This window comes from uncultured Roseovarius sp., assembly GCF_947489715.1.
GTDB lineage: Bacteria > Pseudomonadota > Alphaproteobacteria > Rhodobacterales > Rhodobacteraceae > Roseovarius.
In genome coordinates, this window is sequence record NZ_CANLER010000009.1 from 70,960 (window position 1) to 90,035 (window position 19,076).

The 19,076-nt window shown below is 59.0% G+C and carries 19 protein-coding genes; 8 read left to right on the top strand and 11 right to left on the bottom strand.

Features of this window, described 5'->3' with window-relative positions; genetic code table 11:
- Position 1: 1 nt before the first annotated feature.
- The 3 genes from Q1B27_RS19540 to Q1B27_RS19550 all read right to left on the bottom strand — a co-directional run bounded on the left by Q1B27_RS19540 (position 2) and on the right by Q1B27_RS19550 (position 2,334).
- Positions 2-1,087: a DMT family transporter gene (locus Q1B27_RS19540; RefSeq protein WP_299850178.1), complete on the bottom strand. Its 1,086-nt coding sequence runs from the start codon at positions 1,085-1,087 to the stop codon at positions 2-4.
- Positions 1,088-1,288: 201 nt separating this feature from the next.
- Positions 1,289-2,008, bottom strand: coding sequence for a Bax inhibitor-1/YccA family protein (locus Q1B27_RS19545; protein ID WP_299850180.1), 720 nt, complete (start codon positions 2,006-2,008; stop codon positions 1,289-1,291).
- A 125-nt stretch (positions 2,009-2,133) separates the two neighbouring features.
- Positions 2,134-2,334 carry a DUF1127 domain-containing protein gene (locus tag Q1B27_RS19550; RefSeq protein ID WP_299850182.1) on the bottom strand — a complete coding sequence of 67 codons (201 nt, stop codon included), beginning with the start codon at positions 2,332-2,334 and terminating at the stop codon, positions 2,134-2,136.
- 123 nt (positions 2,335-2,457) lie between these two features.
- Between Q1B27_RS19550 and Q1B27_RS19555 the strand changes: the two genes are divergently transcribed.
- Entirely contained in the window at positions 2,458-3,333 is an 876-nt protein-coding gene (locus Q1B27_RS19555; protein WP_299850184.1) for a LysR family transcriptional regulator, read from the top strand.
- Here Q1B27_RS19555 and Q1B27_RS19560 read toward each other — a convergent pair.
- Positions 3,320-4,282, bottom strand: a complete 963-nt coding sequence (locus Q1B27_RS19560; RefSeq protein WP_299850186.1) for an NADPH:quinone oxidoreductase family protein — start codon at positions 4,280-4,282, stop codon at positions 3,320-3,322. The two genes, Q1B27_RS19555 and Q1B27_RS19560, sit on opposite strands and share 14 nt — an antisense overlap.
- Positions 4,283-4,593: 311 nt before the next feature.
- On the opposite strand from Q1B27_RS19560, the gene Q1B27_RS19565 reads away from it, so the two are divergent.
- From Q1B27_RS19565 to Q1B27_RS19590, 6 genes are all read left to right on the top strand, one after another.
- Positions 4,594-4,965: a helix-turn-helix transcriptional regulator gene (locus Q1B27_RS19565; RefSeq protein ID WP_299850188.1), complete on the top strand. Its 372-nt coding sequence runs from the start codon at positions 4,594-4,596 to the stop codon at positions 4,963-4,965.
- A gap of 57 nt (positions 4,966-5,022) precedes the next feature.
- Positions 5,023-5,811 carry a histidinol-phosphatase gene (gene hisN, locus Q1B27_RS19570; RefSeq protein ID WP_299850190.1) on the top strand — a complete coding sequence of 263 codons (789 nt, stop codon included), beginning with the start codon at positions 5,023-5,025 and terminating at the stop codon, positions 5,809-5,811.
- 114 nt (positions 5,812-5,925) lie between these two features.
- Positions 5,926-7,263 carry an 8-oxoguanine deaminase gene (locus tag Q1B27_RS19575; protein ID WP_299850192.1) on the top strand — a complete coding sequence of 446 codons (1,338 nt, stop codon included), beginning with the start codon at positions 5,926-5,928 and terminating at the stop codon, positions 7,261-7,263.
- Between the two features lie 157 nt (positions 7,264-7,420).
- Positions 7,421-8,017, top strand: coding sequence for a heme NO-binding domain-containing protein (locus Q1B27_RS19580; protein ID WP_299850194.1), 597 nt, complete (start codon positions 7,421-7,423; stop codon positions 8,015-8,017).
- Entirely contained in the window at positions 8,014-9,057 is a 1,044-nt protein-coding gene (locus Q1B27_RS19585; RefSeq protein WP_299850196.1) for a GGDEF domain-containing protein, read from the top strand. Before Q1B27_RS19580 ends, Q1B27_RS19585 begins: the two co-directional genes overlap by 4 nt.
- 134 nt (positions 9,058-9,191) lie before the next feature.
- A complete protein-coding gene (locus tag Q1B27_RS19590) occupies positions 9,192-9,806 on the top strand; it encodes a hypothetical protein (protein ID WP_299850198.1) in 615 nt (204 codons plus the stop codon).
- A 43-nt stretch (positions 9,807-9,849) separates the two neighbouring features.
- On the opposite strand, the gene Q1B27_RS19595 is transcribed toward Q1B27_RS19590, so the two are convergent.
- From Q1B27_RS19595 to Q1B27_RS19625, 7 genes are all read right to left on the bottom strand, one after another.
- Positions 9,850-10,635 (bottom strand): carnitinyl-CoA dehydratase, encoded by a 786-nt coding sequence (locus Q1B27_RS19595; RefSeq protein WP_299850200.1) that lies wholly within the window; start codon positions 10,633-10,635, stop codon positions 9,850-9,852.
- On the bottom strand, positions 10,632-12,671 hold the full coding sequence (locus Q1B27_RS19600; RefSeq protein WP_299850202.1) for an acetate--CoA ligase family protein: 2,040 nt from the start codon (positions 12,669-12,671) through the stop codon (positions 10,632-10,634). The genes Q1B27_RS19595 and Q1B27_RS19600 overlap by 4 nt, the downstream gene beginning before the upstream one ends.
- A 57-nt stretch (positions 12,672-12,728) precedes the next feature.
- Positions 12,729-13,631: an alpha/beta hydrolase fold domain-containing protein gene (locus Q1B27_RS19605; RefSeq protein WP_299850204.1), complete on the bottom strand. Its 903-nt coding sequence runs from the start codon at positions 13,629-13,631 to the stop codon at positions 12,729-12,731.
- A 3-nt stretch (positions 13,632-13,634) separates the two neighbouring features.
- A complete protein-coding gene (locus Q1B27_RS19610; protein WP_299850206.1) occupies positions 13,635-14,795 on the bottom strand; it encodes an acyl-CoA dehydrogenase family protein in 1,161 nt (386 codons plus the stop codon).
- A gap of 1 nt (position 14,796) precedes the next feature.
- On the bottom strand, positions 14,797-16,206 hold the full coding sequence (locus tag Q1B27_RS19615; RefSeq protein ID WP_299850208.1) for a carnitine 3-dehydrogenase: 1,410 nt from the start codon (positions 16,204-16,206) through the stop codon (positions 14,797-14,799).
- A complete protein-coding gene (locus tag Q1B27_RS19620; RefSeq protein ID WP_299850210.1) occupies positions 16,206-16,970 on the bottom strand; it encodes an SDR family oxidoreductase in 765 nt (254 codons plus the stop codon). Before Q1B27_RS19620 ends, Q1B27_RS19615 begins: the two co-directional genes overlap by 1 nt.
- An 88-nt stretch (positions 16,971-17,058) precedes the next feature.
- Positions 17,059-17,967: a 3-keto-5-aminohexanoate cleavage protein gene (locus Q1B27_RS19625; protein WP_299850213.1), complete on the bottom strand. Its 909-nt coding sequence runs from the start codon at positions 17,965-17,967 to the stop codon at positions 17,059-17,061.
- Positions 17,968-18,046: 79 nt separating this feature from the next.
- Between Q1B27_RS19625 and Q1B27_RS19630 the strand changes: the two genes are divergently transcribed.
- A complete protein-coding gene (locus Q1B27_RS19630) occupies positions 18,047-18,997 on the top strand; it encodes a GlxA family transcriptional regulator (protein ID WP_299850216.1) in 951 nt (316 codons plus the stop codon).
- Positions 18,998-19,076: the final 79 nt, after the last annotated feature.

Below are 19,076 nucleotides of genomic sequence, written 5' to 3' on the forward strand. Positions count from 1 at the left end.
CTCAGTAGCTGCCGTTATACCCCTTGAACGATCCGCCCGGCAGGGCCGCGACCGGCACCAACACCTGTGCTATGTCGCTTGTCGTGAAGGTCGGGCGCCTGCGCCAGATTCGGGTCAGCGTGGGCAATGCGGGTGTCTTCATCTGACCGATGCAGATCGCCAACAGGATCAGTGCACCGCCCGGCAGTAGTCCGGCGCCGGGGTCCTCGCCCAGCAAAAGCATGGCAAAGATGATCCCCGCGACCGGTGAGAAGGACGAGGCAAGGGCCATATCGCCGGAGCGCGCGTATTTCAGGGCAAAGAACCATGCCAGTTGGCCAAAGACAAAGACGATGATCGCATAGACCCAGACCCATTTCAGCAATACGGGTGACAGGATGTCCTGAAACTCCTGCGGCCCTTTCAGCGCGGCGATCAGCACGAAATAGATCACAGTGCCGACCGTCGTGCGGTAGATTGAAAAGATGCCCATCGGAATGGCCCGCAACGCACGCCGCGCCACGATGGCCGACGCGATATAGGATAGTGTGGCTGCCGCTGCCGCAACCTCACCCACACCAAGCACGCAGAGATTGCCGGTTTCGCGCAGCAAGATCATCAGCAATGCACCAATGAGGGCGACCAGACCGGCGGCCAGGGCGCGTCTGTCGATGCGCTCTTTCAGCAGAAGGCCTGCGGCGAGGAGGAACAGTGGCGGCTCGATCCGGCTGACCAGCACAACATTTGTCACGCTGGAATGCTCCAATGCGAAAAAGGACAAGCCCGGCGTCAGCGCGGATGACAGAAAGGCTGAAAGCGTCAGCAATGCCCAATCCTGGCGCGACAGGCGGCGCAGGTTGGTACGCGTCCAATCGCTGCGAAACAGCACGACCATCGGCACAAGTGAAATCAGCGAGCCAAGGAAAAGCAGATTGGTAAAGGTGATGGCATTGCGCCCGGCCGCCACAGGGTTGGCCGCGCCAATATCGACCAGCAGCGTTGCGATGGCACTTGACGATGCGTAGATCAGAACGCCAATCCAGGCAAAGCCCAGGCCGATACGGGCCGGGGTGATCTTGCGAATAAGGTTCTGAGAGGGGGTTCGCATGACGGCGCTCCGGTTTCCTTGATTTCGGAGAACCTAGAGGCCGGGTGTTTCCGGTGGATGTCGTGCAGTGTTTCTTAGGGTTTCGTTTGTTTCGTCTTTGTATCGGGCGCGTTTTGCCCGGTTTTGTTTTGGTCAAAAAAGGCCGGAATCAAAAAGGCCGGTCCCTTGGACCGGCCTTTACGTTTACAGATGTTCCAGCGATTATTCGCGGTTTCCAAGAAGTTGCAGCAGGAACATGAACATGTTGATGAAGTCCAGATACAGGTTCAACGCGCCCATGATCGCGGCCTTGCCCAGCCACTCGGAATCGCCGTTGTGGGCGTGGGCCAAGTAGGTGTTCTTGATGTTCTGCGTGTCATATGCCGTCAGACCGGCAAAGATCAGCACACCCAGGATCGAGATTGCGAACATGATCGCGGGCGAGCCCAAGAAGATGTTGATGATCGACGCAACGATCAGACCAATCACACCCATGATAAGGAAGCTACCCCAGCCGGAAATGTCCTTCTTGGTGGTGTACCCCCAAAGCGACAGGCCGGCGAAAGCGATTGCCGTTGTCAGGAAAACCTGCGCAATCGAGAAGTCGGTGAAGACCACGAAGATGTAGCTGATCGAAACGCCCATCACCGCAGCGAAAGCGTAGAAGAACAGCTGCGCCGCAGCGGCTGACAGCTTGTTGATCATGGCGCCAAAGGCGAAAACCATGATCAGCGGGGCGAACATCACCACCCAGCGGGTCATGCCGGTGAAGAGTGTTTCCATCATCGCGGCGTTATTGCCAATGGCCCAAGCAGCCGCGAATGTGATCAACATGCCCACGGACATCGTTCCGTAGACCTTGTTCATATGGGCGCGCAGGCCCTGATCAATCTCGGCGGTACGCGTGCCTGCGACGCCCCGGATTGTGTCAAATTCAGCCATCTAAACCTCCGATAAGTGAACTGTCAGGCCCCTCAAAGGAGCCGTTGCGCTTAATATCGGTTAGTTGGTCCATGTTTTCAAGGTTTTCCGGTGAAGGAAACAGAGTATTTCGCCCGCCAATCAGCTTAATTTTCGGGCATGTCCCAGAAGTGCCGCCGGGATTCCGTCTCGGCTTCTTCGCGGGTGATCCCAAGATCAAGCAAAGCAGCGTCGTCCAGCTGTGCCAATGCGCGGCGTTGACGGTAGACCGACAATACATCCCTAAGCGACGTACCCAGGGTGGGTGCAGGGCGACGGATGGGGCTGGAATGGGACAGGAATGTCATGGTGTTTCCTTTCGATTCTCTGATGGTTCGTTCGTCTTTCATTTCATATGTTGATCTTTTCTCAGAATTCATGCCATATTGAAAACGAATGTTTGTGAGGGATATCATCAAGGAGTGTGATGAATGAGAAATCTGGACATCACGACACTGCGGTCATTCGTTGCGGTCTCCGACTATGGCGGTGTCACCCGTGCCGCGTCGGCGCTGAACCTGACGCAATCGGCCGTGTCGATGCAGCTCAAGCGGCTCGAAGAACTTCTGGGCATAGATTTGCTGGATCGCAGCAACCGCAAGATTGCCCTGACACCCTCGGGTGAGCAGCTTCTTAGCTATGCGCGCCGTCTGGTTGATCTGAATGACGAAGTGGTTGGACGTCTGACCGATCAGGTCTGGGAGGGTGAGATCACCTTTGGCGTGCCGCATGACATCATCTACCCGGTGATCCCGCGGGTTCTGAAACAGTTCAATGCCGCCTTTCCCAGGGTCAAGGTATTGTTGAACTCGTCCTATTCGACCGCCTTGATCGAATCCTATGGGCAGGGTGAGATGGATCTGATCCTGACCACCGAAACCATCGTCGGCCCCGGTGGGGAGGTCATGACCGAAGTACCTCTTCGCTGGTATGGCGCACAAAATGGCGTGGTGTGGAAGAAACGGCCTTTGCAACTGGCCAATTGCCGCAATTGCCTGTTTCGCGCCGGAGCCATCGAAAAGCTTGAGCGGGCGGAAATCGATTGGGAAAATGCGATTGATTCAAACTCTGACGGCGCGATCGAGGCGACGGTAAGTGCCGATTTGGCCGTCACAACCATATTGGAAGGCAGCGCGCCTCGACATCTTGAGATGGTGCCTGCGGCCGCTAACCTGCCCGACCTGGGCGTTCAGAAAATAAACATGTACGGCGGGCGCATGCCGCGGAATGAGTTGGTCGAGCAGCTGGCGGTGATGGTCAGAAATGCGTTTTGTACCAGTGAATCCGCCGTCGTCAATCAATCGTAACGACAACCTTGCCGGTTGATTTGCGGCTGCGCAGCAATTCCAGCGCATCCGCAGCCTTTTCCAGCGGCAGGGCATGGCTGACATGGGGTTTGAGGCGTCCGGCCTCGTACCATTCAAGCAGGGTTTTGAGGCTTTCGGTGACCACTTGGGGACGGAATTTCAGATATGCTCCCCAGTAAAGGCCCATGACGCTGATGTTTTTGACCAGCAGGTGATTGGCCGGGATTTGCGGCACGTCACCACTGGCAAAACCGATCGGCAGAATGCGCGCCTCGGGGTTACAGGCGCGGAAGGCTGCCTTGAATTGATCACCGCCGACCGGATCATAGACTACATCCAGCCCGCCCAGCGATTTGCAGACCGCGCGTATGTCTTCGGTCTTGGCGTCGATCAGGTGATCCGCCCCGGCAGCGCGAGCGACCTCCAGCTTGTCCGCGCCGCGCGCGCAGGCAATCACCCGCGCGCCCATCAGCTTGCCGATTTCGATGGCCGTCAGGCCGACGCCGCCAGCGGCCCCCAGCACCAGCAGGGTTTCCCCGGGTTGCAGCCGCGCCTTATAGTCCAGCGCCACATGGCTGGTACCATAGGCGATCTGAAAAGCGGCGGCGTCTGCGAAATTCAATGTTTCCGGCAAGGCAACAGCCCGGTCTGCCGGAAAGCACCCATAATCGGCCAGACCGCCCTGGCCACCGAAAACGGCGACCCTCGTGCCGACCGGTGGCGCCGACGTCTCGGGGCCGATTGCGTCAATGACGCCGGCAACTTCCAATCCCAGGGTGAAAGGCGGCTCGGGCGTTTCCTGATAGGTGCCTTTCGCCATCAACAGATCGGCAAAGTTAAGCCCGCAAGCGCTTATTTTTAATCGAATTTCACCCGTTTTTGGCTCGGCCATCGGTATCTCGGACAAGCGTGGCGGATGGTCGAAAGATTGAATCTGAAAGGCGCGCATTGTGGGGCTCTTCACATTTTGTGGCTATGTTTACGTGCTCTTTGCGGGCGTAAACGAAGCGGAGCGGCCTTGTCAAACGGCCATAGCCAATTGCAAGCCCCCTAACCTTAAGGATAGGTGCAAGTCTAGATTGTTTCTCATTTGGATAGGTCACTTTATCGTATAGTAAAATTTCTTGTATTTTAACCGCATAATGTTACCTTTGCGGCGCGCTGCAGGGATGCGCGGCGTGATGAACGGTAAATATTACCCCCACCGCACTCGATGCTTCAGGCTTCGATTGCTTGGGGCAGTTAAAGGAAGGAATAACCATGCCGCACCCCGTCGACGTACACGTCGGTAAACGTATTCGCCATCGCCGCTGGCTTGTCGGAATGACACAGCAGCAACTGGCCGAAAGTGTTGGAATCAAATTCCAGCAGATCCAGAAATATGAAACCGGGGCCAATCGCGTCAGCGCTTCCCGGCTCTGGGATATTGCCGACGCTCTTGACGTCGAAGTCAGCTTTTTCTTTGAAGGGCTGGATAGCGAAAGCACAGAACGTGAGGATGGCAGTTCGGTGCCTTCCGACCTTTTGGGGGATAAGGAAGCGCTTGATCTGGTGCGGTCATATTACGCGATCCCGGAAAACCAACGCCGCCGCCTGTTCGATCTGGCGCGGGTTCTAAGCGACGTCGCTTGAGACTGGTCTGAATTCTGTCTACTCATGCTGCAAAACGCAGCATGGGAACAGAGCCTTATGGACAATGAAAACATTATTGCCACCGCTCATGCGGTGGCAGATGCTGCGCGGGCAGCAGTTTTACCTTATTTCCGATCAGAGGGCCTGACGGCTGACAACAAGGCCGGGCAGGGGTTTGACCCCGTGACCGAAGGCGACCGTGCGACCGAACGGGCGATGCGCGATGTGCTGGCACAAATGCGCCCGCAAGACGGTATTCTAGGCGAAGAATACGGCACCCAACCCGGTGAAAGCGGGCTGACCTGGGTGCTGGACCCGATTGATGGCACGCGCGGTTTCATGTCCGGCACACCGACCTGGGGGGTGTTGATCGCGCTTTCGGATGACAACGGCCCGATCTACGGCGTGGTTGATCAACCCTATATCGGTGAACGGTTCGAAGGCGGGTTGGGACAGGCCCGTGTCATCGGCCCACTGGGAGAGCGTCAGCTCCGGGTACGCGGTGACAGCCCGCTTGGTGACGCCGTGCTCTATACCACCTTCCCCGAGGTCGGCACACCAGAGGAAGGCGCGGCGTTCAAAGAGGTGGCCAGCAAGGTCAAACTCACCCGTTATGGCATGGATTGCTATGCCTATGCGCTTTTGGCGGCGGGTCAGATTGACCTGGTGATCGAATCCGGTTTGCAGATCTATGACATTCAGGCGCCATTGGCCGTGATCGAAGCGGCGGGTGGCATCGTCACCAATTGGCAGGGTGGCCCGGCGCATCAAGGGGGCCGGATATTGGCGGCTGCCGGTCGCCAGCAACATGACGCTGCCTTGGAAATTCTCTCGCGCGTGGCTTGATTAGCCGCGCCGCCCGGCGCTACCATTCCCGAACAGAGCGGTTCTTTGCCCCTTTCCGCCGCTCTTGCTCAGATGTGTCCGAGGGGGTCGGCACAGTTGAAAAGGGCAATTCCGATGGTGGAAATTCTGATCCGGGATGCAGACCACATCCTGACAATGGACGACGCGCGACAAGAGCTGCAACATGCCGATATCCTGATCCGGGATGGTGTTATTGCTGAAATCGGGCAGGGGTTGCAGACCAATGGTGAGGTTATTCTGGCGCGGGGTCGTCTGGTGACACCGGGTCTGGTGAACACCCATCACCATCTCTATCAGTCGCTGACCCGTGCCGTGCCGGGGGGGCAGGATGCGCTGCTCTTTGGCTGGTTGCAAACGCTCTACCCGATCTGGGCGCGCTTCGGCCCTGAGGAAATGCGTGTTTCGGCGCTGATCGGTCTGGCCGAACTGGCGCTTTCAGGCTGTACGCTCAGCTCCGATCACCTCTATCTGTTTCCCAATGGCGCCCGTCTGGAAGACACCATTGAGGCCGCGCAGGAAATCGGCTTGCGTTTTCATCCAACACGCGGCGCGATGAGCATCGGCGAAAGCGCCGGTGGCCTGCCGCCCGACACGCTGGTCGAGGGTGAGGCGGCGATCCTTGAAGACAGCATTCGCGTGATCGACACCTTCCATGACCCGCGCGAAGGTTCGATGTGTCGGGTTGGCGTGGCACCCTGTTCACCCTTTTCCGTCAGCCGTGAGTTGATGCGCGACGCTGCCCTTCTGGCCCGCGACAAGGGCGTCCGGATGCACACTCACCTGGCAGAAAATGACGAGGATATCGCGTATTCACAGGCGCAGTTCGGGTGTCGTCCGGGCCAGTATGCCGAGGATCTGGGCTGGACCGGGGAGGACGTCTGGCACGCCCATTGCGTAAAATTGGATGGAAAAGAGATCGAACTTTTTGCCCGGACAAAGACTGGTGTGGCCCATTGCCCGTGTTCGAATTGCCGCTTGGGATCGGGGATCGCCCCGGTGCGCGCCATGCGCGATGCGGGCGTGCCCGTGGGGCTGGGCGTAGACGGTTCCGCCAGCAACGATACGGGCAACCTGGCACAGGAAGCACGCCAGGCAATGTTGTTGCAGAGGGTGGCAAATGGTGCCGACGCCATGAGTGCACGTGAGGCGCTGGAAATCGCAACCCGTGGCGGCGCCCAGGTTCTGGGCCGGGACGATTGCGGTCAGGTAAGCATCGGAAAACGCGCGGATATTGCGATCTGGGATGTCACCGGCATTGAGGCCGCCGGAAGCTGGGATCCGGCCGCGCTATTGCTGGCAGGGACCACAAAGGTGCACGATCTTCTGATCGAGGGCAGGCAGGTCGTACGCGACGGCAGCCTGTGCACGATTGATCTGGCGCGCACAATTGAGCATCAGAACCGATTGGCGCGTAAATTGGCGGTCGGATAGAGAGTGATACAACCCCTGTTATTTATGACGATCGACACGCAGCGGAGGGCTTTTTTGCCTGTGCGATGACCGTCCTGAACTAATGCAGACAATTGAAACTGTTGGGCGCTTGTTAACCCCGCAATGTCATCTTGCACCAAGGAAAATGGAGCGGGAAATGCACGGGTTAATTAACAGGTCGATAGAAAGATTTGTGCGCGACACTTATGGTCGTGATGTGTGGATTGGCCTCACACAAAAACTGGATTTAGGGTTCACCGAATTCGAATCCATGCTGACCTATGACGACGAACTGACGGCACGTCTTCTGGACGAATTGTCCAGCAGCCTGGATAAACCCACGGCAGACGTGCTGGAAGATATCGGCACCTATCTGGTGTCGCATCCAAGTTGTGAGGCGTTGCGCCGGTTGCTGCGGTTCAGCGGTGTCAATTTTGTTGATTTTCTGCATTCACTTGATGACCTTCCGGCACGCACACAACTCGCCGTTTCAGATCTGGATCTACCCGGTCTGGAACTGCGTGAATTTGCGACCGATTTCTTTTGCCTGACCGTACATTCCGATCAGGTGCGCATGCCGGGGTTCGGACATGTCGTCACCGGTCTGCTCAGGGCAATGGCCGACGATTACGGCGCGTTGGTCTTTTTGGAACACAAGGGCGGGCGCGACGGGCGCGAAATCATTGATGTGCGATTGCTGGAAACCGCCTTTGCCTCGGGCCGCGATTTCGAACTGGGGGTACGAGCAGGATGAGTGACGTTAACAACCTTCATGACATTGGCACCTTGCTGAATGTGATTTGTCCCATGCATGCGGTGGTGGATCATACCGGCCACATCGTTCATGCTGGTGCCTCTACGCACAAGCTTTTCGCTTCCGGCGATGCGCTTGGCGCACGTTTCCTTGAGGCGTTTGAGCTGAAGCGCCCACGGGCCGCAACAACGATGAAAGACCTTCGCGCGATGGCAGGTGTAAAACTTCATCTAAAGCTTCGCGCCGCACCCCGGACCGAGTTGAAGGGCATCCTTGTGCCGCTGGGCAAGGACACCACCTTCGGTCCCCCGGGTGGTGCCATCATCAATCTGTCTTTCGGCATCTCGGTCTTGGATGCGGTGAACGATTTCTCGCTGACCAGCGCAGATTTTGCCGCCACCGATCTGGCAGTCGAAATGCTGTATCTGGTCGAAGCTAAATCCGCCGCGATGGAGGCATCGCGCAAACTGAACCTGCGCCTGCAAGGCGCAAAGGTCGCAGCGGAAGAACAGGCATTTACCGACACCCTGACCGGGCTCAGAAACCGCCGCGCGATGGATCATGTGCTCAACCGCATGATGGAGACCGAGCAGGATTTCGCCCTGATGAACCTGGATCTCGATTACTTCAAGGCTGTGAACGACAATATGGGTCACGCGGCCGGGGATTACGTTTTGCAACGCGTTGCGCAGATCATGGTCAATGAAACCCGCAGCGAAGATACCATTGTCAGAACCGGTGGCGATGAATTTGTCCTGATCTTCGCCGGGTTGACCAACCGCCCAAGGGTATCGGAAATCGCCGACCGACTGATCGCCCGTCTGGAGGAGCCGATTGATTTCAACGCCCAGACCTGCCGGATTTCCGCCAGTATCGGTGCAACACTCAGCTGCGATTACAAGATGCCCGCACTTGAGCAGATGATGGATGACGCTGATGTTGCGCTCTACGCGGCCAAGGACCGGGGGCGCGGGCAACATGTCCTCTTTGACGCGTCCTTGCGCGGCGGCGATCGTGTTGTTGCCATGCCGGGAAGGTGATCACTTCTGGTCAGCGCCGCGTCGCAAGAAACCACACGCATGATCCACACGGAATTGTCAGCCCGCGCTCACTCGACAAGCGAGCCTATTGCGGCTAGCTCTGACAGGAAAGAAGTCGGATTTGCCAGCGTGCCATGAAAATCGTCACAAGTTGCCTCCTCTTGTTGTCATTTCTCCTGATCGGAGACATCGCCACTGCGCGCGCCAATCTGCCCGCCCCCGGAACTGCACAGGAAATCGCCGCGCTGGCGCAGGAAATTCAGGCGCTGGGGCCCGAAGTTAACGCCGAAGAAGCCATGCGTGCAGCGCGGGTCACGTATAATTATACCTACCAATTGGCGCAGGAATACCAGATCACCGACGGCCCGCTGATCCACAACACCAAGGTGAACTTGGGCAAGAAACCCCGTGGCCTCTGCTGGCATTGGGCGCAGGATATCGAGGCGCGGTTGAAGCAGGAAAACTTCAAGACGCTTGATATGCATCGCGCCGTGGCCAATTCGTTCAACATCCGGCTAGAACACAGCACAGCGATCATCAGCCGCAAGGGTGATGATTTCCGCCAGGGCATCATACTTGATCCCTGGCGCAAGGGCGGAGAGGTGTTCTGGTCAAAAACACTGGAAGACCGGCGCTATATCTGGCTGCCCCGCGACGAGGTGATCGCAAAGAAACGCCAACTGAAAAGAAGCAGTAACCGGGGCAAGGGCAACATGCGCTCAGGCCAGCTTCAGAACGGCCACAGATAAGCCCGGCCACTGGGTTGCACCCAGAGGGCCGGCCAAGGCCCGCTTATTTGCCTTTCCAGACGGGATCTCGTTTTTCGGCAAATGCGCGCGCGCCCTCCATCTGATCCTCTGACGCATAAAGCACATCGACCGTGCCGAACTGGCGCTGGGTGATGCGGTTCATGGCATCCTGAAATGTCATCGCTTCGGCCTCGCGCACGATTTCCTTGATCGCGGCGTAAACCAGCGGCGGGCCCGAGGCCAGATGATCGGCCAGCGCGCGCGCTTCTTCAAGCAATTCCGCCCCCGAATGGATGCGATTGATCATGCCCCACCGTGCGGCCTCTTCGGCGTCGATCCACCGCCCGGTCAGCAGCATTTCCATCGCGATATGATAGGGGATGCGCTTGGGCAACTTGACTGACGCCGCATCGGCAACCGTGCCAGACCGAATTTCCGGTAGGGCAAAACTGGCATGATCCGCGGCCAGAATGATGTCGGCACTCAGCGCCAGTTCCAGCCCGCCGCCACAGCAGATGCCATTCACGGCGGCGATGATCGGCTTGTTCATTGCACGCATTTCCTGGATGCCGCCAAACCCGCCAACGCCGTAATCCCCGTCCACCGCATCGCCATCGGCAGCAGCTTTCAGATCCCAACCGGGGCAAAAGAACTTCTCGCCCGCGCCGGTGATGATTGCCACCCGCAAGGTCGGGTCATCGCGGAATTCCTGAAACACATCCCCCATGATCCGGCTGGTTTTCAGATCAATCGCGTTGGCTTTGGGTCGGTCCAGCGTCACCTCGAAAATCGCGCCGCGCCGTTCGGTCTTGATGGGGCTGTCTGTCATTCGTCTTCTCCGATCCTGATCAGGGCATCCGCAGCAACCGCCCGGGTTGGCGTGCAGATAAGCGGGTTTATCTCGACCTCGTCAAGACACTTGGCATGGGCGCTGACATAGGCCTGCACCGCCAGCACCGACGTGATGATCGCTGCGCGGCTCGCCCCGGGTTTTCCGCGATACCCAGCTAGCAGTGGGGCGATGCGCAATCGGTCGAGGGCGTTGGAAATCTCGTCTTCGGTCGTGGGCAGCAACAGCGATGTGCTGTCCTGCAAAATCTCGGTCAGGGTGCCGCCCGCCGCCAGCGTCAGGACAAAGCCATGCGCCGGATCGCGCACAACACCGATCAGCAATTCGGCAACCGTTCCGCTGATCATCTCTTCCACCAGGAAACTCTCAGCCGGCATTTTTGCTGCCGCGTCGATGACCGCCTCGGCGGTTTGCAGTCCGATGGCCACGCCGCCTGTCTCGGTCTTGTGTGCCAACCCTTCGGCTTTCAAAACCACGGGCAACGACAGCCCGGCCACCGCGTCGGGCAGGGCCTCTCGCATGGCTGCGCGCGCGGATCTGGGCGTTTCCAGGCCAAACTCGGCCAGCGCCGCCTTGGCATCGGCTTCGTTCAGCAATCGCGGTTCTGTCACAGGACCGGGCAATAGCAATGGATCGGGGCAGGGCGCGGCGCGGCCAACAAAAGCTGCCGCCTCGATCGCCGTCAATGTATCGTCTAGCCCATGCATCGGAATCAGACCCGCCTCGGTCATGCGGGCCGCGACATCTTCGGATAGGGCTTCGGGCAAGGTCGATACGATGGCCAGTGGCGTTCCGGCGGCCTGGCTGGCGCGCTGCCCTGCAGCGATCGTGCAGTTCCAGGCCGCAGTGTCGCACCGGTCGGAGCGCGGATAATCCGTGATCAGGCAGCCCAAAGCGATATCCGCAGACAGGGCGGCGGTGAATGTCGCGGCCATCGCTTCGGTGTCATCCCAGATAAACGTATGGTAATCCAAGGGGTTGGCCAGTGCTACCATCGGGCCAAGCGCCGCGCGCAGGCCGTCATGCTGATCCTTCGTAAGGGGGGGAAAGCTGATTTCGCGCCCCACGGCGCTATCGGCCATCAGGCTGGCTTCGCCGCCTGAGCAAGACATTGAAACGATGCGGGAGGAAGGCAACGGCCCGGCGAAATGCAATAGCTTGAGCGTTTCCAGAAGCGCCGTCAGGCTGTTGACCTGTGCAATCCCAAGCCGCGTCAGCAATGCCCGTGCGCCCGCATCACTCCCGGCCAGTGACGCGGTATGTGAAACCGCCGCAGCGCGCGCTTGCTCGGATTTTCCCGCTTTCAACGCAACCAGCGGTTTGCCCAGCCGGTGCGCCTCAGCCGCCAAAGCTTCGAATGCGCGTAAATCTCCGATGCCCTCGATATGCAGGCCAAGCGCGGTCACGCGCGGGTCAGCCAGCAAGCCCCGGCCAATCTGCGCCAGCCCGATCTGGGCCTGATTTCCGACGGTGACAACATAGGCCAGCGGCAGCCCACGGGCCTGCATGGTCAGGTTAATCGCCATGTTCGAACTTTGAGTCAGGATCGCCACGCCATTTTCCGTGCGTAATCCGCCATGCTGATCCGGCCACAACAGTGCACCATCCAGATAGTTGATGAACCCGTAACAATTGGGACCAACGATGGGCATATTACCCGCCGCTTCCAGCAGGGCGGCTTGCAGGCTATCCCCATCGCCGGTTTCAGCCTGCGCCTCGCGAAAACCGCTGGCAAAGCACACCGCGCCCCCGGCACCCATCTCGCGCAGCGCTCGCACGGTCTCGATCGTCAGGTGCCGATTGACGCCGATGAAGCTGGCATCGGGAACCCCGGGCAGGTCGGCAAGCGCGGGCAGGGCGGCGACACCGCCAACTTCGGCCCGCTTGGGATGCACTGGCCAGATTTCCCCGGCAAAGCCCATTTTCAGGCATTGCTCGACCACCGATGTGCACCACGCACCCCCGCCGATGACGGCGATGGATTTGGGGCGTAGCAACCGCGACAGATCACGCATCGCCACCTCCGGAGAATTGTCGACCCCCTATCGCCATAGTCCTGCAAACCAGCCGGGTCATCGTTCCGTCCTGCAATGCGCGGAAAGGAAGGCGGCGATTTCTCGCAGAGATGCAGCGCTTTCCGGAATGCCCTCATAATATTCAAAGACATGCCACATTCCGTCCCACAGCCGCAGGTCCACCTCGGCGCCCGCCTCTCGCATGGCGCGCGCAAGTCGTGCGCAGGGGCCGGCAAACCTGTCCCGTGTTCCGGTCGTGATCAGGCAGGGCGGCCAATCGGGACCGAAATTGCCGTAAAGTGGCGACAGTCGGTCATCAAAGGGGTCGGTCTCGGGCGCATATATGCCGGGCATCGTCGCAACCAATGGCGGATAAAGCGTCGGATCATCGGCTGCATCATCGGGGTCGAAGGCCGGCGACATATCTGCGGCGGGCGACAACAGGGCAAGTGCTGCGATCCCGGCACCGTCGTCCACAAGCTGTCGGGCCACTGATAGCGCGAAATTACCGCCCGCAGATTCGCCGACAACTGCCCTTGGTTGAACATGTCGCGCCACTTTCAGCACATCGTTCAACCCCGCGGGAAAGGGGGCTTCCGGGGCCAGCGCATAGGCGGGTGAGATTACCTGCATGTCGCTTTGTCCGGCAAGCGTTGCGCTGATCACCAGATCCTCCAGTGGGCCGCCCATGATGAACGAACCGCCAAAGAGATAGAGCACCTGATCGTCGCCGCACCGCTTTTCGGGCGTGATCAGCAGCGACGGAACCCCGGCAATGTCCTGCCAGCCGAGCGTTACACCATGTTGTTCCGCCAGACGTGGCGCACGCTTTTCGGCCTCTGCCCGGTCAGAAGCACGCATCGCAGGCAGCTCTTCGGCATTGAAATCCCACGTAATGCGGTTCGCGGGATCGGCCAGAAAGGCCCGCGCCTTGTCGCTTGGGGCAAATCGTGCGGCCATGTCTCAGGCACCCAAGGGCCGTAACAGCTCGCGGCTGATGATGTGACGCTGGATTTCGCTGGTGCCGTCCCAGATCCGTTCGACCCGCGCATCGCGCCAGAAACGTTCGATCGGAAAATCGTCCATCAGCCCCATACCGCCATAGATCTGCAAGGTCGCATCCGTGACCCGCGCCAGCATTTCGGACGCATAAACCTTGGCCGAGGCGATCTCGCGGTTCGCCGGCAATCCCTGGTCCAGCCGCCAGGCGGCCGAAAGCGTCAGCCAGTCGGCGGCGTCAATTTCGGTGATCATGTCCGCGATCTGAAAACTCACGCCCTGGAACTTGCCAATGGCCTGGCCGAACTGTTCGCGCTCAGCGGCATAGCTTAGCGCCATGTCGAAACAGCGCCGCGCGCGCCCGACGGACATGGTGGCAACCGTGATCCGCGTGGCATAAAGCCATTCGTTCATCACCGCGAACCCGCCATCAACCTCACCCAGAACCTGTGCATCGGGCAGGCGGCAATCGTCGAATTCAAGGATGCAATTCTTGTAACCGCGATGACTGACAGAGTTGTACCCGTCCCGAATGGTAAAGCCCGGCGTGCCGCGATCAACAAGGAAAGTGGTGATGCGTTTTTTCGGACCACGCGGTGTGTCATCTTCACCGGTTGCCACGAAAACGATAATGAAATCAGCATGATTCGCGCCAGAGATAAAGTGCTTGGTGCCGTTCAGCACCCAATCACCGCCATCGCGCCGGGCCGAGCATTTCATTCCCCGTACGTCCGACCCGGCCCCCGGTTCCGTCATGGCCAGCGCGTCCATCCGTTCACCGCGCACGGCAGGCAGCAGGTAGCGTTCACGCTGTTCACCCTGACAGGCCATCAGGATATTCTGCGGGCGGCCAAAGAAATGGTTGAGCGCCATGCAGCCCCGCCCCAACTCGCGCTCGACCAGTGCGAATTCCATATGATTCAGCCCCGCGCCACCCACCTCTTCGGGAAAGTTGCAGGCATAGAACCCCAGATCAATCGTCTTCTGCTTGATGCGCTCGGCGACATCTTCGGGGACGATGCCGGTGCGCTCCACCTCGGCCTCATGCGGATAAATCTCGTTCTCGACAAAGCTGCGCACGGTCGAGACGATCATGTCCTGCTCTTCGGTCAATCCAAACTGCATCTCAATCCTCCTTGTGGAGCGCGGCCAGCGCCTCGACTTTTTCGCGTACGTGATCTGCCGGATCGCAGGTGCGCCGGGTTTCCAGGCTGACATGCAGCATGAACTGGTCGCAGGTCGCCATCAATTCACCGTCGCTTGCGCGCTTCATCTCGTGGAAACAGCGCAGTTTCTTGCCCTTGCCTTCGGTGATGCGGGTATGCACCTCGATCTCTTCGCCGGCATGGGTTTCAGCCAGATATTTTACCGTGGTTTCAACGGTAAAATAGCTCAGCCCGCCCGCGATATAGTCATCATCGGCGCCCACATGGGCCATGATTTCCTCAGCCGCGTCCGAGAAGAGTTGCCCATACCGCCCCTCGTTCATGTGCCCGTTCACGTCGGTCCAGTCCACGGGGACAGTGCGGCGCATCGAAACAATCGGGTTGGCATCGTCCAGCACTGGACGCAGCGATTTCTGATGGTCCTTGATCAGGCGTCCCGCCGCATTACCCTGTTGCTTAAGCGCCCGCATCATCGCGATCAGGTTGTTGTCACGCTTGCGCTCCAACTCCCGAATGCTCAGATGTCCGGATTGATCATCCGATTGCCCGGCGATCAGATCGACAAGCTCATCTGTGAATTCCGGCACATCCATCAGCTTGGTCCAGGGCCATTTCAGCGCGGGGCCGAACTGCGCCATGAAATGCTTCATGCCCGCTTCGCCCCCCGCCACGCGATAGGTTTCGAACAAACCCATCTGCGCCCAACGGATGCCAAACCCATAGCGGATCGCATTGTCGATCTCTTCGGTGGTGGCAATCCCATCCTTGACCAGCCACAGTGCCTCACGCCAGACCGCCTCCAGAAAACGGTCGGCGATATGGGCGTCGATCTCTTTGCGGACAAGCAGCGGATAGAGGCCAAGACCTGAAAGAATCTCTTGTGTTTTTTCAATGGCTTCCGGCGTGTTCTTATCAGTTGGCACAACTTCGATCAGCGGCAGCAGATAGACCGGGTTGAAAGGGTGCGTTACCAGGATCTGTTCGGGTCGCGCAGCGTCGTCCTGCAACTCAGAAGGTTTGAATCCCGAGGTTGATGATCCAATTACAGCATCAGATAAGCTATGCGTCTGAACCTCTTGAAATACCTTATGTTTTATCTCAAGGCGCTCTGGCACGCTTTCCTGTATCCACGCCGCCCCTGCAACCGCCTCTGCGATCGTGTCGTGAAAGCTCAACATGCCCTCAGCCGGCAGCGCGTAGTCGTAAAGCATTGGCAGCGCGTGGCGCGCATTGGCCAGCACCTCACCAATCTTGCGTTTAGCTTCGGGATCGGGGTCAAAGACACGCACGTTCCATCCGTTCAGCAGGAATCGCGCGGCCCATCCGCCGCCAATCACACCACCGCCGATTATTGCCGCTGTATTGGTCATCAGTTGATGCTCTCCGTATGTCCGTCCACGGCCAGAATCTGACCGCTAATTTTGCCCGCAGCGGGGGAGGCCAGAAACAGCGCGATATCCGCCAGATCGTCGACGCTCACCCAGCTTTTGAGCGAGGTACAATCCACATATGAGGCGCGCAACTCTTCTACCGGTGTGCCCGTGGCCGCCGACTCGTTTGCCAGCACGCGCTCCATCCGGTCACCCTCGACCGCGCCGGGGCAGATGCAGTTTACCCGCACGCCTGCGGGGCCCAGTTCCATCGCCAGCGTTTTGGTCAGGCCGACGATGCCCCATTTTGCGGCGGCATAGGGTGAGCGCAACGGGTAGCCAAACATCCCCGCGGTTGAGGAAGTGAGGATGATCAGCCCCGAACCCTGCGTCCGCATGACCCGCGCGGCCCAGCGACAGGTCAGGAAGGCGCCGAAAAGGTTCACCGCCACGCAATCGCGCCAGGCCCCGTATTCCAGATCCTCGATCCGGCCTGCGGGTCCGCCGACGCCTGCGTTGGCGCAGACCACATCGACTCCGCCCCAGGCGTCCTCGACCTGACCCAGAAACGCATTCATCTGCGTTTCGTCGGTCACGTCTGCCTGGCGGGCGATGAAACCGGGGAATTCGGCCTGAACCTGCGCCACGGCGTCCGCATCCGCATCACAGATGGCCACGCAGTCACCCCGTTCAGCAAAGCGCCGTGCCAATCCCAACCCGATGCCCGAGGCCCCGGCGGTGATCAGAACCCGTTGCGCGCTCATCCCGGCGCCGCGCATAAGGCTGTGGAATTACCGACGTAATACCGACGTAATACCGACGTTATACCGACGTGCCGATTTGGGGTGTTTTTCATGCCGGTGCGCGTTTGGTCAGGCGCAGTTTCTGGCGTACTTCTTCGGGGCCGATGACCTTCGCGCCCAGCCGTTCGATGATCTCACGGGCGCGCTCGACCAGTTGCCAGTTTTCGGCCAGCACGCCGCGATCCAGCATCAGGTTATCCTCAAGTCCGACGCGCACATTGCCCCCCGCCAGGACCGAGGCAGCAACATAAGCCATCTGGTCGCGCCCCAGCGAGAAGGCCGACCAGTTCCAGTCGGCGGGCACATTATTGACCATCGCCATGAAGGTATTGAGGTCATTCGGCGCCCCCCACGGCACACCCATGCATAGCTGCACCAGCGCATCGGGTTCCAGAATGCCATCGCTAACCAGTTGTTTTGCATACCATAAATGGCCGGTGTCAAAGGCTTCAATCTCGGGCTTTACACCCAGATCAGTCATCATCTTGCCCATGGCGGTCAGCATGCCGGGCGTGTTGGTCATCACGTAATCGGCTTCGGCAAAATTCATCGTGCCGCAATCCAGCGTGCAGATTTCCGGCAGACATTCAGCGATATGCACCATTCGCTCCGTCGCGCCGACCATGTCGGTGCCCTCCACCACGGGCAGAGGCTTTTCCACGCCGCCAAACACCATGTCGCCACCCATGCCTGCCGTCAGATTCAGCACGACATCCACCTCGGCATCCCGGATACGGTCGGTCAGTTCACGGTAAAGTTTGGGATCACGTGACGGCACCCCGGTTTCCGGGTCGCGCACATGGCAATGCACCACCGCCGCCCCCGCCTTGGCCGCAGCGATCGCACTGTCAGCAATTTGTTGGGGCGAACGTGGCACATGGGGGCTACGATCCTGGGTGGAGCCCGAACCAGTAACGGCGCAGGTGATGAAAACCTCTCGGTTCATGGCAAGCGGCATCTGAGTCTCCCTGATAAGAACTTGGCGAAAGCGTACTGCCGTGATAGCCGGAAATAGTTTGCTGTATCGGTCAAAAAATATGCATGAATGGACAAAAACATCGCCAACGCCTGTGCGCATCGCCTTTCTGATCTTCGATCAGTTTTCAAACCTGTGTCTGGCGAATTGTCTTGAACCATTACGGGCCGCGAATACACAAACGTTGTCGCTGGCGTTCGACTGGCAAATTCTGACGCCGGACGGCGCGCCGGTACTGTCTTCCAGTGGGATGCAGGTATTGCCACACGCACCGCTTTCGGCGCTGACCCCGTGCGATTATCTTTTTGTCACAGCCAGCTACGATCACCAGAAGCATGACACTGCTGTGACCCGACGGGCTTTGCGGCATGCATCGCAGTTGGCGCAGGTGACCGTGGGGTTGGACGCCGGGCCTTGGTTGATGGCCTCGGCCGGGCTGCTGAACGGCAGGCGTGCAACCGTTCATTGGGATTTGCTGGACGGATTTACCGAGCATTTTCTTGAGGTTGCAGCCGAACAGTCGCGAATTGCCCGAGACGGCCCGATGATGACCTGCGCCGGGGCCATGTCGGCGCTAGATCTGACGCTGGATCTGATCAGCGACCATCAGGGTATCGCCGCGCGATTGGATGTCGAGGCGCTCTTTATACACAAAGATCCGCCCGTCGGCATAAGCCGGGATCAGAAATCCGTACGCGATCCGTTGGTCCGAAGGGCGATGAGCGTCATGCGTGACAATCTGGAGCGACCTTTGCCGCTGGAGACGCTTGCAGGTCGCCTTTCTTGCCAGCCGCGCACCTTGGATCGCCGGTTTCGGGCTGGTCTGGGGGCCCCGCCAGGCACGGTTTATCGCCATCTGCGCTTGGCGTCAGCGCGCAAAATGCTTGAGGGGACAAACCTCGGTGTGGCCGAAATTGCGGTGCGCTGCGGCTATGAATCCCCGGCAGCTCTTACCCGGGCCATTAAACGGCAATTTGGTGCGACGCCCTCTCGACTTCGGTCAAGACGTTGACAGAGTCAGGCCGACAGAATGGGGTTTTCAAAAAAATCCTGAGAAACCTTCAGCACTTACAAGTGACGAATTCTGTTGG

Bases quoted from the DNA above. Each gene is read 5' to 3' on its own strand.
- Q1B27_RS19540 (WP_299850178.1), bottom strand. From the start codon at position 1,087: ATGCGAACCCCCTCTCAGAACCTTATTCGCAAGATCACCCCGGCCCGT.
- Q1B27_RS19545 (WP_299850180.1), bottom strand. From the start codon at position 2,008: ATGGCTGAATTTGACACAATCCGGGGCGTCGCAGGCACGCGTACCGCC.
- Q1B27_RS19550 (WP_299850182.1), bottom strand. From the start codon at position 2,334: ATGACATTCCTGTCCCATTCCAGCCCCATCCGTCGCCCTGCACCCACC.
- Q1B27_RS19555 (WP_299850184.1), top strand. From the start codon at position 2,458: ATGAGAAATCTGGACATCACGACACTGCGGTCATTCGTTGCGGTCTCC.
- Q1B27_RS19560 (WP_299850186.1), bottom strand. From the start codon at position 4,282: ATGCGCGCCTTTCAGATTCAATCTTTCGACCATCCGCCACGCTTGTCC.
- Q1B27_RS19565 (WP_299850188.1), top strand. From the start codon at position 4,594: ATGCCGCACCCCGTCGACGTACACGTCGGTAAACGTATTCGCCATCGC.
- hisN (WP_299850190.1), top strand. From the start codon at position 5,023: ATGGACAATGAAAACATTATTGCCACCGCTCATGCGGTGGCAGATGCT.
- Q1B27_RS19575 (WP_299850192.1), top strand. From the start codon at position 5,926: ATGGTGGAAATTCTGATCCGGGATGCAGACCACATCCTGACAATGGAC.
- Q1B27_RS19580 (WP_299850194.1), top strand. From the start codon at position 7,421: ATGCACGGGTTAATTAACAGGTCGATAGAAAGATTTGTGCGCGACACT.
- Q1B27_RS19585 (WP_299850196.1), top strand. From the start codon at position 8,014: ATGAGTGACGTTAACAACCTTCATGACATTGGCACCTTGCTGAATGTG.
- Q1B27_RS19590 (WP_299850198.1), top strand. From the start codon at position 9,192: ATGAAAATCGTCACAAGTTGCCTCCTCTTGTTGTCATTTCTCCTGATC.
- Q1B27_RS19595 (WP_299850200.1), bottom strand. From the start codon at position 10,635: ATGACAGACAGCCCCATCAAGACCGAACGGCGCGGCGCGATTTTCGAG.
- Q1B27_RS19600 (WP_299850202.1), bottom strand. From the start codon at position 12,671: ATGCGTGATCTGTCGCGGTTGCTACGCCCCAAATCCATCGCCGTCATC.
- Q1B27_RS19605 (WP_299850204.1), bottom strand. From the start codon at position 13,631: ATGGCCGCACGATTTGCCCCAAGCGACAAGGCGCGGGCCTTTCTGGCC.
- Q1B27_RS19610 (WP_299850206.1), bottom strand. From the start codon at position 14,795: ATGCAGTTTGGATTGACCGAAGAGCAGGACATGATCGTCTCGACCGTG.
- Q1B27_RS19615 (WP_299850208.1), bottom strand. From the start codon at position 16,206: ATGACCAATACAGCGGCAATAATCGGCGGTGGTGTGATTGGCGGCGGA.
- Q1B27_RS19620 (WP_299850210.1), bottom strand. From the start codon at position 16,970: ATGAGCGCGCAACGGGTTCTGATCACCGCCGGGGCCTCGGGCATCGGG.
- Q1B27_RS19625 (WP_299850213.1), bottom strand. From the start codon at position 17,967: ATGCCGCTTGCCATGAACCGAGAGGTTTTCATCACCTGCGCCGTTACT.
- Q1B27_RS19630 (WP_299850216.1), top strand. From the start codon at position 18,047: ATGCATGAATGGACAAAAACATCGCCAACGCCTGTGCGCATCGCCTTT.